Raw genomic sequence first — 14,577 nt, 5'->3', positions numbered from 1 at the left:
CATAGGCGTTGTTATCGTTGCGTTATCGTACTATTGGATAAGTTTGTAACGTAACCACATTGTGGAAAATAGGAGAGTACACGTGGCAATTCTTGAAAAAGCTTTGCGAATGGGTGAAGGCGCACAGTTGCGAAAGCTCAAGGCTGTGGCTGATAAGGTAAATGATCTTGAGGGAGAGATTAGCGCTCTTACAGACGCCGAGCTCAAAGCTCAAACAGCGAAATTTAAGGCTCGTTATGCTGATGGTGAGTCACTAGATGATTTAATGCCTGAAGCGTTTGCAACTGTTCGCGAAGCTGCAAAACGAGTTCTGGGACAACGCCACTTCGATGTTCAGCTTATGGGTGGTGCTGCGTTGCATTGGGGCAACATTGCTGAAATGCGAACTGGTGAAGGAAAAACCCTTGTTGCAACACTGCCAAGCTATCTTAATGCTTTAGCAGGTAAAGGCGTTCATGTTGTTACTGTTAACGATTATTTGGCTAATTACCAGTCTGAATTGATGGGTCGTGTTTTCCGCGCCCTTGACATGAAGGTCGGATGCATTCTTACTGATCAAAGTCCAGCTGAACGTCGTAAGCAGTACAACGCTGATATCACATACGGCACCAATAATGAATTTGGCTTCGACTATTTGCGCGATAACATGGCATGGAATAAGGCTGATCTCGTACAACGTGAGCATTATTTCGCGATTGTCGATGAGGTTGATTCTATCCTTATCGATGAAGCTCGTACACCATTGATTATCTCTGGCCCTGCAGAAGGCGATGTTACTCGCTGGTATCGTGAGTTCGCCAAGCTCGTATTGAAGCTCAATCGTGATGAGGACTATGACGTCGATGAGAAGAAGAAAGTAATCGGTATTCTCGACTCTGGTATCGCGAAGATTGAAGACTTCCTTGGAATTGATAATCTTTATGAACCAGCAAACACGGCTCTTATCGGTTACCTCAATAACGCAATCCGCGCGAAAGAACTTTTCGTACGTGATAAGGATTACGTAGTACAAGGTGGAGAAGTCTTGATTGTCGATGAACATACTGGTCGTATGCTTCATGGTCGTCGTTACAATGAGGGTCTACATCAAGCAATTGAAGCTAAAGAAGGCGTTGAAGTCCAAGCTGAGAATCAGACATTTGCAACGATTACTTTGCAAAATTACTTCCGCATGTATGACAAGCTTGCTGGTATGACTGGTACTGCAGAAACTGAAGCTGCAGAGTTTATGAATACGTATAAGTTGGGCGTTATCCCAATTCCTACAAATCGTCCAATGATTCGTAAGGATCAGGATGATTTGATTTTCCGTACACAAAAAGAAAAGTTGGTTGCAATTGTTCGTGACGTTGCTGAACGTCATGAAAAGGGACAGCCTATTTTGCTTGGTACATCTTCGGTAGAATCTTCAGAACTTGTATCAACATTGCTCGATCAGGTTAAGATTCCTCACAAGGTTCTTAATGCGAAGCATAACGAAGCTGAAGCTGCGGTTGTTGCAGTAGCTGGTCGTAAGGGAGCAGTTACTGTTGCTACTAATATGGCTGGCCGCGGTACAGATATTATGCTGGGTGGAAACGTCGAATTCCTTGCTGATGCAAAGCTGAAGGCACAAGGCTATTCACCTGAAGATACACCTGAAGATTATGAACGTCTATGGCCTGAAACTCTCGAAGAAATGCGTAAGCAGGCTAAGGATGAGCACGAGGAAGTTAAGGAACTTGGCGGGCTGTATGTGCTCGGTACTGAACGCCATGAGTCACGTCGTATTGATAATCAGCTTCGTGGACGTTCGGGTCGTCAGGGTGACCCAGGTGAGTCTCGTTTCTACTTGTCTCTTGAAGATCAGTTGATGCGATTGTTCAATACCCAGCTTGTTGCTCGAGTCATGGCAGCTGGATATCCAGAGGGCGAACCAATTGAGGCTCGAAGTGTGTCAAATGGTGTCCGCACTGCTCAAAAGTCTGTTGAATCTCGCAACTTCGAAACTCGTAAGAATGTTTTGAAGTATGACGACGTTATGAATAAGCAGCGTACTGTTGTCTATTCTGAACGTCAGGCAGTTCTTAAGGGTGCTGACATCTCTGATGACGTGAAGCGATTCATTCATGATGTCGTGAATTCATATGTCGCAGGTGCTACTAAGGGTGTAGATTCACCAGCGAAGTGGGATCTTAAAGATTTGTGGAAAGCTTTGTCTTCAATTGTTGATGTCGATTTTGATGAATCAGAAATTTTGGAGAAACTCGGCAAGCTTAAAGGTGATAAGGCTCGCACGAAGCTTGTGGAATTGATTTCTGAGCGTCTAGATGCCCTCTATGATGAGAACGAAAAACTTGTTGGCGCACACGCTATGCGTTCAATCGAAAGGCGTGTTGTTCTTGCGGTTATGGATCGCAAGTGGCGTGAACATTTGTATGAAATGGATTATCTCAAGGACGGTATCGGTCTGCGTGGAATGGGACAGCGTGATCCATTAGTTGAATATCAACGCGAGGGATACCAAATGTATAACTCGATGGTTGAATCAATTAAGGAAGACGTTGTACAACTTCTCTTCAATATTGATTTGGAGCAGATTGCGCGCGAAGCTAGCGAAGAAGAAGCTCAATCTGAGCAGACTTTGAGTTATTCAGCACCAGATGAATCTGGCGATGCTCGAAGCATTGCTGAATCAGATGACGACGCAGATGAAGAATTAGATGATCAAGACGGTGACAATGACTCTTCTGAAGATGCTGATGGTGAGGAATCTGTTTCTCGCTCTTACGAAGGTCATGTAACTGGTGCTGCCCCAATTAGCCACGCAGAGGGTAAGGTTCCTGCTAATAAGCGTCCTAAGAGCGAAGAACTGCATAGTCCATGGTCTGACGGTCGCGTATTCGAAGGCACACCTAAGAATGCTCCTTGCCCTTGCGGTTCTGGTCGTAAGTACAAGATGTGCCATGGAAAGAATGAGAAGTAATATACTGCTTACTGATGTAATGGCATAGCTTGATATATAAAGGAAGAAGCTAGTTTCTCCGCTTCTTCCTTTATATATTTTATGAAGATATTTGTCCCGTGTGATTAGTCCCGTCGCATCTAAATGTAATGAGATAGAAATGGGCTAGAGCGAAAATAAAATCAATTATAAGTAAATTAAAGTCATAAATGCCGAAAATAGCGTAAATTAGCATGAGCAACGTGTCGTAAGCCTAGTATTCGTGTTAAAGTTTTGTGAGTATGGCGAAAAGCCTATTGAACGGAGGAAGAATGCATTCTTTGGCAGTAGATATCGGTGGTACAAAAATCGCTGTAGGCGTGTGCGATGATAATGATGTAATCGTACGCCAGTGGACAGTACCAACCCCAGGTGAAGCAGAACTCATTGATGAGCACATTGCGAATCTTTATCTTGAAGCCTCAAAATCTTTTAATGATATCGTTGCTATTGGTATTTCTGCAGCAGGTAATGTGAAGGAAGACCATCGTACTATTAGCTTCGCAGCAAATATTAGTGGATGGGTAAATTATCCGCTTGCTGACCGTATTGAAGCTCTTATCGATCACAAAGCACCAGTAGTAGTAGAAAATGATGCAAACTGTGCAGGCTGGGGCGAGTTCGTCCATGGTGCTGGCAAGGGACACAAGAATATGGTTGCTTTGACCGTAGGAACAGGTCTTGGTGGAGCAATCGTTATCGATGGTGAGCTTTTCCGTGGCTCATATGGTATGGCTGCTGAACTTGGTCATTTGCCTATGGTATCTGATGGCGATACTTGTGGATGCGGTTTGCGTGGTTGTGCTGAGCGTTATACATCTGGAAATGCTCTTGAACGTTTCGCGCGTTCAGCAATTCGTCGTCGTCCACAAGATGCAAAGCGTCTTCTCGATATGTGTGGTGGAGATATTTACGAATTGCGTGGAAAGATGGTATCTAAAGCAGCTGAAGAGGGCGATGCGATTAGTTTGTATGCCTTCAATAAGATTGGTGAATGGTTAGGCCGCACGATGGCTGCTATTAGTGCTGTACTGGATCCAGATATTTACGTTATCGGTGGTGGAGTAGTTGCTGTAGGAGATATCCTTCTTGATCCTGCTCGCTATAACTATTCTCGTTTCCTGCAAGCAAGCGCTTACCGTCCTCATCCACCAATTGTGGCGGCGACGGCAGGTCAGGATGCTGGCTTAATTGGTGCAGCTAATCTTGCTCTACGTTTCTATAAGGATGAGTACCAGAAGTAGTGAAGACTAGCGATTTATAATTCGTACTATTGTGTACATGGTTGTGGGGTGTTATCCATCGAGATAACACCCCACAACCATATGGTATAGCGATTAGCAAGAATGCGCTGTTTATCCTAAATTTGAGCTCTATCCGGGAAATTCGTATGAGAAGAGCCATTCGAGTTCCCAGCTGCGCGAGGACTACGTACAGAAAGTAGTATGGCTAAGCCTACAAGGAGAACAATGAAACTTAGCATACCGACAAAACCATTGAAACTAAGGAAAAATAAGGATACGAATACTCCGACAATTCCGATTATGAAAAGGAGAGCGCCTATGACGGTACTCCTAGGGATTGGAGATTCTTCAAACTGAGGAGGTTGAAAATGATTGCTCGCCTCATCAACATCTAGCCAAGAAGAAGAAAAACCGCGAGGATTGGATTGTGATTTTCCAAAAACACTCTTATCAAAATCGCTTACTGCGAATTTTTCTTCTGTTCTAATCCGTTTTTCTTCATCACGTCTAACTTTGGCATCGGCACGTTGAGCCTTCCTCTCGAATTTTTTGGCCGCACGAGAGTTTTCTATAGACGAAAGTTCTTCATCGTGTCCATTTATGAAATCGTTCCACGCGTCGTCATGAGATTTGCTAAGGTTATCATTAGTCATATATCCATTCTACGAGATTGTGAGCCCTGCATGTTGTATTGGTTTTTTGTTAAAGGTCTTGGCTGGATTGCACGTAGACGATTCAATCCGATTGCTATCGGAACTGATAATATTCCTCAAACTGGTGCCGCAATCATTGCAGCGAATCACTTGGCTGTTATTGATGATGCTGTCATTCCTATGACGAGCCCCCGCATGGTTCATTTCATGGGGAAGTCTGATTACTTCACTGGCAAGGGCTTCAAAGGCTGGTTTAAGAAATGGTGGTTTACATCAGTTGGAGTATTTCCAGTTGATCGTTCTGGAGGCGATAAAGCTACTGGAGCAATGGAAACCGCGAAAGAAATTCTCGAGTCTGGCAAGGTGTTCGGCATTCATCCTGAAGGAACTCGTAGTCCTGATGGTCGTTTGTATCGTGGGCATACAGGAATCGCTCGTCTTGCCTTAGAAACCGGAAGCCCAATTATCCCTACGGCTCTTATTGGAACTCGCGAACTTCAAAAACCTGGTCAGGTAATTCCGCAAAAGGGAAGCGTTACATGTGTATACGGTGAGCCAATAAACGTTGAGAAAAAAGATATTACGGATATAACCCGCGAAGAAATTCGTGAATTGACAGATGAACTCATGAAGCGTATTCAAATGCTTAGTGGTCAAGAATACGTTGATATGTACGCTCAGGAAGCGAAGAAACTTCTTGCGCAGAAAGAGAGCGATAACGAGGGAGGGGCAACCGTGGAAAATAATTAAGAATTAATTGATAATCGAGTAATTCTTAATTACATTAACGTTTTGTCGTCGTAAGGGTAATCCGTGTATGGTTGCCCTTTTCATCAATAACAGAGATTATCTCGCCTGGAGAGAGTGACTGTTTATCAACGGTGTCACCGCCACGCTCAGTTACAGAGACTTTTAGTCCTAAATCCTCCAAAGTGGTACGAGCGCGAGATAATGTCATACCGCGAACGTCAGGAATTGTTACAGATCGGGCGCCCTTTGAAATCGTAATAAGCACCTTATCATTCCAATGAAGCTTTGTACCATCTTCTTCTGATTGAGAGATAACCTTGCCTGCATCTACGGATGATGAATATTCTTCACGAACGGTGACCTTGAGATTGAGCTCATTAAGAGATGATAAAGCATCAGCTCGGCTAAGGCCTGTAACATCAGGCATAGTTACCGGTTTTAAGCCTTGTGAAAGGATTACCGTTATTTCCGCATTGTGATTCACACGAGTTCCAGGCTTTGGATTTATGGAAATAGCTGAGCCTTGAGGCACAGTCAGAGAATATTGGTCATTATCTGCAGAATGCTTCACATTGATAAATCCAGCATTCTTTAGCGCTTTGAGTGGTTGCTTCCCATTATTGGTAGATGAATCAAGAATATCGGATGGTATACGTATCTTTTCAATTCCAGAAGAAATAATAATGGATACGGAACCATTCGATTTTGAGATGTGACTACCTACAACCGATGGCGTTGTCGATATGATTTTACCTTTTTTCACAGTGTCACTGTATGAAACTTGCGTAGTAAACGGAATATCAGCATCAGCAAGCTGCTTTTGATAGGCAGCCGCGTCTGCATTTGTTACAGTACAAGGAGTGCTTTCAGTACATGTGACATCGTGAGCTTGAGGTAATTCATAATAGCTCCCGGGTCCAAAAGAATTCCACCAAGCGACGCCACCGGCAATAACTAGGATAACCGCGATTACAGCTGTGACTAACGCCGTTAACTGATGATTTTTAAACCATCTGAGGATTGGTGATTTTGCAGTAGTATGTGTGCTAATAGGTGGGGGTGGAACGTTTCCATCTTTGTATGTATGAGATGAACTTCGTACCATGCGAGAAGCTGGTAGATGCGTATCATCCAAAGTTATGGATTTCTGGGCATCAGATAAAGAGTTGGATATACGAGTCAGATTATCCAGAGCTATGCGAGCTGTCGACGGGCGTTTAGAATAATTTCGCTGAGTAAGCTCAGAGATAAAATCGCTCAATTGCTGCGGAAAGATAGATGTAACGGATCTGAGTGTAGGCACGTCTTCGTTAACGTGCTTAAAAACTTCAGCTACTGGATTATCAGAAGCAAAAGGAGGCCTGCCCATAAGCATTTCCCATGCGATAAGTCCCACCGAGTACAAATCGGAAGCAGGCAAGGACGTGTTATCTGAAGCAGTTTCTGGAGCTATATACGTGGTTGTTCCCATGAACATACCCGTAGGAGCAACAGTTGCGTTATCAGTATGCTTAGCTAAACCAAAATCGGCGATTTGAACTTCACCACGAGTATTAATCATGATATTTTCTGGCTTAATATCACGATGAATAATATTATGATCATGCGCATCAGCGAGACCATCAAGAATCTGTGAAATAATGCGGATAGTATCGTTAACACTAAAATACTTTTTCTCATTCATCACTGAGCGAAGGTTAGTGCCATCGACGTATTCCATAACGATATAGCCAATTGCATCAATATCGCCGGCATCGTAGACATGAACAATATGTGGGTTATCAAGAGATGCGGCAGATAATGCTTCACGATGAAAACGCTCAATATACTGCTCACTGTTTCGAGAAAATGCAAGAGAAGTATGCATTATCTTAATTGCTACACGTTTGTTCAAGCGTTGATCGGTGGCCTCATACACACTAGCCATGCCGCCCTCGGCAATTTTATGATTGATGAAATAGCGGTTATCTAGAGTTTGGTGAATGAATCCGACGGTTGATGATGCCATAATGATTAGTCTAACCTCACGCGACGAAACGTTGACATGTGTGAAGGTAATTCTGTGTCATTTCTGGCGATATATCGCATGCCATACATAATGCAAGAATTTCTTGAGCAGCACTATTCCATAATTCATCAACTGCAGTGATACTTGCTTCAATAGCACCCGAGGAGATAAAGATATCGCGTATATGGTCAATCTGACTCTGAGTACGAATTTCATTATCAAGATAGCTGTGAATGAGATAATCGCGTTGAGTTGAATTAGCTAATTTGAGAGCTTGAGCAAGTATATACGTGCGCTTGCCCTCACGAATATCACCGCCAACGGGTTTTCCTGTTTGCTCAGGATTCGAAATCAGATCAATCAAATCATCGTGTATTTGGAATGCAATTCCAAGTTTTTGACCAGCACTTAAAGCTACAGAATGGGCGGATTCGATGCCTTGCAAACTCTCACTAGCAAGCAAGCCAATTTCTAATGGTGCTACCGTAGTATAACTCGCTGTTTTATTGATATAAGTGGCGGTAATTGACTCTTCTAATTTATCGCAGTGGTCCAAATCAAGAGATTCCATGGACACATCCATAATTTGTCCAAGTTCTACTTGATCGTGCATATCAAGGAACGTTTGGAAGATAGTGGAAGATTGAGAAAAAATATCACTGCTTGTGTGAGCGGTACGGATACTCAATGTTGCTAATAAATCGCCTAGCATAAGAGCAAGTCCTGAACCTTGATGGTTATTAGACATATGCGTTTCAAGTGCTCGATGCGCGGAGGGTTTGCCTCGACGTGTATCGGCATCATCAATAATGTCATCGTGGATAAGAGCAGCAGTTTGGAATATTTCGATGGCTACAGCGAGATCAATTATTGCCCGCTCATGCTCCTGCGTGAAAATAACATCGCGCGTGTTCTCAGCAAAGGTGTGTGCGGTTTCGTGGAGAAGCAAAGCACGTAGTCTCTTTCCTCCGCGACTTGACGTAACTGCCTGTTTTCCAACATATTCTAATACTTTAGATACCTCGGACACAGTAACAGCAGGGAAGTGCTGCATGTTATGAGCCCAGGCAGCACTAACAATTTCCTCAAGGCGTTTGTCAATATCATGTTGCGTCAAATTCGTCACTATTCCAGTGTAAATGACGAGGTATAAATAGGGTTTTCCACATCCGTTCACATTGCTTGTAGAAATTGTTGATCGAATTTGTGCAACGCACAATGGGAGTATGAATAACGATATAAAAACGAATGATACAAAATTAGCTGTTGATATTGATGAGAATGAGCTCGTTCAATTTCAAACAAGGTATAAAGATGAGCGCAACGCGCACAAGAGGGATCTCTCATTAATATTTGATGTCTGGTTCTCACAAGTGTGTGTCGTATGGAACGAGGCGCTAAATAATTATGACAATCATATTCGATGGACGCATGATCAGTTATATCAGTTGCTTGTCGGCCTTAATACGCATCTATCGTTGCGAGATGCATTGATTTTATCCGCGATGCGAGAGATCCCGATGGAAAGCCTCATAACTCTTATCACGGAACCTATGACTCGAAATAGCAGTGAATTAGTACGAATGACACTTCTAGAGGTTTTTGAAGATAATTCTGTTCGTCCAGACATAGAGCGCGTGATGTGCGCTATACATATTATTTCAGACCTTGAGAAGATAACACCTCAAAGTTTTAGTGCAGGACTGCTTTCAATGAAAGCGTATTGGCTCTGGTGGCTAGGGAGAATAAATGAAGCCTGGAAAGTTAATATGGAAGCATTATCGATAGATGATAAATATCCGCTATCGCGCATCATATTTAGTGCGTTAGAACATGATATTTACCCAGCATGGTGTCGTGAGAGACTAAGGAAAACTGTAACTACCAGCGATAAAGCATCTGACGAAAAATCCTCCTGAAAGCTTGTCGACAATGGAAAGCAAATATTAAGACGACAGCAAGATAACAGGTACAGTGAATGCCGTAGCAGAAGCTCGAACTATTAATCTTATAGCAATAATTGTGTTGCGTAAAGGGAATAATTGTCTGGCTTTTATGGTTGTCTTTCATAGTAGAAACACTTGCACTTGCCATAAGTGCGCCCTTTTACGGTTATGAATGCGTAAAAGCACAAGGAGGACATGTTGGCCACAGCGAAAGACACTGCACCAGTGAATGTATCTGAGCAGGAAGAAGCTATTTCGGCAACACCACAGAAGAAGGCTACCGCAAAGAAAACTACAACATCTGCCAAGAAGACTTCGTCTAAATCTACAACTAAGAGCTCGGCTGCTAAAGGAGCGAAGAGAGCTAAGAGTACATCCGCTAAGACCACAGCTAGGAAGGGTTCTACGAAGAAGAGTACACAGGATGAATCGTCTGTGCAAAGTAATGAGTCGGTTATCGTTGAATCCGTAGAAGTATCTGTTGAAGTTATCGAGCAGGAGCAGTCTAAGAGGACAACTCGCAAGAGGACATCGAAGAAGGCGACCAGTAAGAAGGCTGAGACCAAAATTGATAAGAATCAGCCACTTACTGATGATAACCTTCTGGAAGATGAGACAGAATCAACTGACCCAAATGATGAAGACATTGATGTAGATGATTTAAATGATCAGGATGTGGATAAGGATCCTGAGCTTGATGATTCCATTGAATTGGATGAAAATGGAGACCCAATTGTAGATGACGACGATGATTTGGGTGAAGAGCGCATGGACGATCCAGAGCCTGAAAATGATGATGACGGCGAGGACGAAGAACAGGTTGAAGAGCCAAAAGAAGAAGGTGCATTCATCCTGAACGAGTCTAAGGAAGATGATGAAAATCTCACACCTTCCGGCAATCCTAAACGTCGTGTTATCGCTACAGGTGCAACTGCTGATCCAGTAAAGGATTATCTTAAGCAAATCGGTCGCGTTAATTTGTTGACTGCAGATCAAGAAGTAGATTTGTCTGAACGAATTGAAGCAGGTCTCTATGCTCAGCATATTATCGATACTGAAAACATCGAGGAAATGACTTTTAAGCAAAAGCGTGAGCTTAAATGGGCAGCAAGTGATGGTAAGAAAGCAAAAGATCACTTGCTTGAAGCAAACCTTCGCTTAGTTGTTTCTCTTGCAAAACGATATACCGGTCGTGGAATGCTTTTCCTAGATCTGATTCAGGAAGGAAACCTCGGACTTATTCGAGCGGTGGAGAAGTTCGACTGGAAGAAGGGCTTTAAGTTCTCTACGTATGCAACATGGTGGATTCGCCAGGCTATTACACGTGCTATGGCGGATCAAGCGCGTACAATTCGCGTACCGGTCCATATGGTTGAAGTCATTAATAAGCTTTCTCGTGTTCAACGTCAGATGCTTCAAGATTTGGGACGTGAACCAACTCTTGATGAGCTCGCACGTGAATTAGATATGCCTGTTGAAAAGGTTCAAGAAGTACAAAAGTATGGCCGTGAACCTATTTCCTTGCATACACCATTGGGCGAAGATGGAGATTCGGAATTCGGAGATTTGATTGAAGATTCCGACGCGATTGCTCCATCAGAATCAGTGGCTTTCTCCCTATTGCAGGAGCAGTTCCGTCAAGTTCTTGAAACGCTCAGCCCGCGTGAAGCTGGCGTTATCAAGATGCGTTACGGTCTGGAAGATGGACAACCAAAGACATTGGACGACATCGGTCATGTTTATGGAGTTACTCGTGAGCGTATTCGTCAGATTGAATCAAAAACTATGGCGAAGCTACGTCATCCATCACGTTCACAGACTCTCCGTGACTTCTTGGAGCAAGAGTAAATAGTTACTCGTGCTAATTCGTAATACGTGAGGCGTAATACGAAGAGTAATTTATACCAACATCATGGATGATATTGCACACAGTGAAAAGTCGCAATATCATCCACACGTTTATGGCTAAGAGGCATAGTTAATGGCTGCTAAAAAAACAGCAAAAGAGGAGTACAACGCAGATAGTCTTTCCGTATTGGAAGGTCTTGACGCTGTTCGCAAACGACCAGGCATGTATATCGGAACCACCGATAGCCAAGGTCTTATGCATTGTTTATGGGAAATTATTGATAACTCAGTGGATGAAGCTCTTGCGGGTGCTTGCACTGAGATAACCGTTACTTTGCATACGGATGGCTCTATTACCGTTGAGGATAATGGCCGTGGTATTCCTATTGATAAGGAATCCAAGACGGGATTGTCAGGTGTTGAGGTTGTTCTTACTAAGCTTCACGCCGGCGCTAAATTTGGCAACTCATCTTATAACGCTGTAGGTGGTCTTCACGGTGTTGGCTCTTCAGTGGTAAATGCGTTAAGCGAGCGTTTAGATGTTGAAGTTGATCGTGATGGAAATACATATCGTATGGAATTTCATCAGGGGCACCCTGGAATTTATACAGATGCAGATCCTAGCGCTCCTTCACCACAGTCGCCTTTTAAAGCTACAGCTAAACGAAAAGCAACTGAGTTGCGCATTGTCGGAAAGTATGCCGATAAGCATACAGGAACGCGCATTCGTTACTGGCTCGATCATGAGATTTTTAATTCGACCGCAAAATTTGATTATCAACAATTAGTAGACCGCGTTCGCCAGACATCTTTCTTGGTTCCAGGGCTGAAGATTAGCGTTATCGATGAGGCTGTACCAGATTCAGACGGTGAGCGCAGCATTGTTGTTGAAGAAGATTCGATTACATCGGATACAGATACACTTGCAGTAAATATAGCCGATTCTGAGGCTTCGGACACTGCTGAGGATAGTGCATATGCCGATGATGGCGAAAAGTCGACAGCAGTACATGATGAATCTGAACTAGAAGAAATTGAAATCGACGAAGCTGAGGATACTGAGGCAGACGAAGATTTTGATATAGAAAGTTCAGCAGCACAAGAGGCAGCTCGCGAAACTGCGTTGCGACAAGCTAAGAAAAATATTCATCCGCGAGTTCAAGTATTCCATCACGAAGGTGGAATCGTTGACTATGTTGATTTCTTGTCTCGTGGTGAGGACATAAGTGATATTTGGCATATTACAGGTCAAGATACCTACGAGGAAGAGACTCAAGTTGTAGGAGCCAATGGGGATCTTCATGCTCAAATGATTGAGCGTACCTGTGATGTAGATATTGCGTTGCGCTGGGTTAATGATTATGAAACCATTGTTCGTAGCTTTGTGAACGTTGTAGAAACACCCGGTGGTGGAATGCATGTTGATGGCTTCTTGAATTCTATTACCAAACAGGTGCGTAAAAACGTCGAAGCAAATGCTCGAAAGCTCAAGATTAGTGCTAAAGATTCTAATACAAAGGTCGAGCGCGATGACGTAATGTCTGGTCTGGTAGCTGTCGTAACTGTACGCATTGCAGAGCCACAATTCCAAGGTCAGACCAAGGATGTATTGGGGACGGCTCCGGTTAAGCCAATCGTCACGAAGATGAGTGACCAGCAGTTCGGTGAAATGATTTCTGGATCAAAGCGTGGATTTAAAGAACAATCCATGCGTGTGCTTGAAAAAATTGTCGGCGAAATGCATGCACGTATTCAGGCACGTAAAACTAAGGAAGTTACTCGACGTAAGAATGCTTTGGAATCAGCTTCTATGCCAGCAAAGCTATCAGATTGTCAACCGGGCAATGATGACATCGCTGAGCTCTTTATCGTTGAGGGTGACTCGGCTTTAGGTACAGCTAAGGCCGCTCGAAATTCGATGTTCCAAGCACTTCTTCCTATCCGCGGTAAAATTCTTAACGTACAAAAAGCATCAACTGCTCAAATCTTAGCGAATAAAGAGTGTTCATCCATTATCCAGGTAGTGGGTGCTGGTTCTGGATCAACATTCGATGTGAAGCAATCCCGATACAACAAGGTCGTCATGATGACTGATGCTGATGTCGATGGTGCTCATATTCGTACGTTGCTGCTTACACTTTTTTATCGTTATATGCGTCCACTGATAACTGAAGGACATGTCTATGCTGCTGTGCCTCCACTGCATAGAATTGCGTTAGCAGGAAAACATAAGGGCGAATATATCTATACGTATTCTGAGGAAGAGCTTGGTATCCGCCTTGCAAAGCTGAGAGAGCAGGGAATTGCGTATAACGAAGATATTCAACGATATAAGGGTCTTGGCGAAATGGATGCAGATCAGCTTGCAGACACAACTATGGATCCTCGCACACGAATGCTACGTCGTATTCGTCTCGAAGATGCTGCGCAGGCGTCAGAAATTTTCAGCTTATTAATGGGTGATGAGGTACCACCTCGAAAGCAATTTATCATTGAGAATGCTGACGATTTTGACCGTACAAAGATTGACGCGTAGCTGAAAACGTATACCTATGTCATTATGCGGTAGAGGGTGGATGTTAGATCAGCCTCTACCGCACTTTTATCGTTGTGAACTAATCTTTGCTAGATTTCAATGCATCATAGCGCTGTACTTGATATGTCCATAATTCCATGAGTACATCGCGGGACATACGCCATGAAAAGCGAGGATTTTCTTTCGTGAACGTGTCTATAACGATTCTTTCTATCTCAGCGTCGACGAGAGAATTCGCATTACGTGCATTTAAGAAGAACGCATTTTCAATCGCTTTCGCTTCTTCTGGCTCAACTTTATTTTTTAGCAAACAGATTTCATACGATTCAACACCGTTCGCTTCACTCAAGAAAGCGATAGCTTCTGATAACCATGAAATCCCCGTGCGAAGCTCTTCGTAGAAACGATCATCATACATTCCGGTCATTTAACAATCTCTCTCTAGAACGGAGAAGCCCATTCAATAGCCTTTCCAATCCACTGTTCAGCAGATTTGATGATAGCTCTTTTATTCTTTAACGCATATTTGAGAGCAGCCTTAATCGCCGTTTACCTGCACTACGGTCTTCGGTATGAATTCTGGAATCCTTAGCGCGTGAGCTTGTTTCA

9 protein-coding genes and 2 pseudogenes are annotated in these 14,577 nt (G+C 43.3%); 7 read left to right on the top strand and 4 right to left on the bottom strand.

From position 1 onward, the window contains the following. Nucleotides 1-109 precede the first annotated feature (109 nt). From secA to EJ419_RS01720, 3 genes and pseudogenes are all read left to right on the top strand, one after another. Nucleotides 110-2,579: pseudogene (gene secA, locus EJ419_RS01725) on the top strand (preprotein translocase subunit SecA); the annotation flags it as partial. Between the two features lie 200 nt (nucleotides 2,580-2,779). Further along, nucleotides 2,780-2,965 (top strand): annotated as a pseudogene (locus EJ419_RS08580) (SEC-C metal-binding domain-containing protein); the annotation flags it as partial. A 290-nt stretch (nucleotides 2,966-3,255) separates the two neighbouring features. Further along, nucleotides 3,256-4,227: an ROK family glucokinase gene (locus EJ419_RS01720; protein WP_131283191.1), complete on the top strand. Its 972-nt coding sequence runs from the start codon at nucleotides 3,256-3,258 to the stop codon at nucleotides 4,225-4,227. A gap of 116 nt (nucleotides 4,228-4,343) precedes the next feature. On the opposite strand, the gene EJ419_RS01715 is transcribed toward EJ419_RS01720, so the two are convergent. Beyond that, nucleotides 4,344-4,880: a tetraspanin family protein gene (locus tag EJ419_RS01715; protein ID WP_131283190.1), complete on the bottom strand. Its 537-nt coding sequence runs from the start codon at nucleotides 4,878-4,880 to the stop codon at nucleotides 4,344-4,346. A gap of 30 nt (nucleotides 4,881-4,910) precedes the next feature. On the opposite strand from EJ419_RS01715, the gene EJ419_RS01710 reads away from it, so the two are divergent. Then, nucleotides 4,911-5,630 carry a lysophospholipid acyltransferase family protein gene (locus tag EJ419_RS01710; RefSeq protein WP_131283189.1) on the top strand — a complete coding sequence of 240 codons (720 nt, stop codon included), beginning with the start codon at nucleotides 4,911-4,913 and terminating at the stop codon, nucleotides 5,628-5,630. 34 nt (nucleotides 5,631-5,664) lie between these two features. Here EJ419_RS01710 and EJ419_RS01705 read toward each other — a convergent pair whose 3' ends face one another. Further along, nucleotides 5,665-7,638, bottom strand: a complete 1,974-nt coding sequence (locus tag EJ419_RS01705; RefSeq protein ID WP_131283188.1) for a protein kinase domain-containing protein — start codon at nucleotides 7,636-7,638, stop codon at nucleotides 5,665-5,667. A 16-nt stretch (nucleotides 7,639-7,654) separates the two neighbouring features. Beyond that, nucleotides 7,655-8,764: a polyprenyl synthetase family protein gene (locus tag EJ419_RS01700; RefSeq protein ID WP_131283187.1), complete on the bottom strand. Its 1,110-nt coding sequence runs from the start codon at nucleotides 8,762-8,764 to the stop codon at nucleotides 7,655-7,657. 100 nt (nucleotides 8,765-8,864) lie between these two features. Between EJ419_RS01700 and EJ419_RS01695 the strand changes: the two genes are divergently transcribed. From EJ419_RS01695 to EJ419_RS01685, 3 genes are all read left to right on the top strand, one after another. After that, nucleotides 8,865-9,557, top strand: a complete 693-nt coding sequence (locus EJ419_RS01695) for a hypothetical protein (protein WP_131283186.1) — start codon at nucleotides 8,865-8,867, stop codon at nucleotides 9,555-9,557. Between the two features lie 222 nt (nucleotides 9,558-9,779). Next, nucleotides 9,780-11,432: an RNA polymerase sigma factor gene (locus EJ419_RS01690; protein ID WP_131283185.1), complete on the top strand. Its 1,653-nt coding sequence runs from the start codon at nucleotides 9,780-9,782 to the stop codon at nucleotides 11,430-11,432. 133 nt (nucleotides 11,433-11,565) lie between these two features. After that, a complete protein-coding gene (locus tag EJ419_RS01685; RefSeq protein ID WP_131283184.1) occupies nucleotides 11,566-13,968 on the top strand; it encodes a DNA gyrase/topoisomerase IV subunit B in 2,403 nt (800 codons plus the stop codon). 79 nt (nucleotides 13,969-14,047) lie between these two features. On the opposite strand, the gene EJ419_RS01680 is transcribed toward EJ419_RS01685, so the two are convergent. Beyond that, on the bottom strand, nucleotides 14,048-14,395 hold the full coding sequence (locus EJ419_RS01680; RefSeq protein ID WP_131283183.1) for a hypothetical protein: 348 nt from the start codon (nucleotides 14,393-14,395) through the stop codon (nucleotides 14,048-14,050). Nucleotides 14,396-14,577 lie beyond the last annotated feature (182 nt).

The sequence above is a fragment of the Alloscardovia theropitheci genome, from assembly GCF_004332295.1.
GTDB classification, from domain to species: domain Bacteria; phylum Actinomycetota; class Actinomycetes; order Actinomycetales; family Bifidobacteriaceae; genus Alloscardovia; species Alloscardovia theropitheci.
Note: the sequence above shows the minus strand (reverse complement) of the source record. Positions and strands in the feature narration are given on the sequence as shown.

Coding starts and splice junctions, on each gene's coding strand:
- EJ419_RS01715 (WP_131283190.1), bottom strand. CDS start 4,880: ATGACTAATGATAACCTTAGCAAATCTCATGACGACGCGTGGAACGAT.
- EJ419_RS01705 (WP_131283188.1), bottom strand. CDS start 7,638: ATGGCATCATCAACCGTCGGATTCATTCACCAAACTCTAGATAACCGC.
- EJ419_RS01720 (WP_131283191.1), top strand. CDS start 3,256: ATGCATTCTTTGGCAGTAGATATCGGTGGTACAAAAATCGCTGTAGGC.
- EJ419_RS01685 (WP_131283184.1), top strand. CDS start 11,566: ATGGCTGCTAAAAAAACAGCAAAAGAGGAGTACAACGCAGATAGTCTT.
- EJ419_RS01690 (WP_131283185.1), top strand. CDS start 9,780: ATGTTGGCCACAGCGAAAGACACTGCACCAGTGAATGTATCTGAGCAG.
- EJ419_RS01710 (WP_131283189.1), top strand. CDS start 4,911: ATGTTGTATTGGTTTTTTGTTAAAGGTCTTGGCTGGATTGCACGTAGA.
- EJ419_RS01695 (WP_131283186.1), top strand. CDS start 8,865: ATGAATAACGATATAAAAACGAATGATACAAAATTAGCTGTTGATATT.
- EJ419_RS01680 (WP_131283183.1), bottom strand. CDS start 14,395: ATGACCGGAATGTATGATGATCGTTTCTACGAAGAGCTTCGCACGGGG.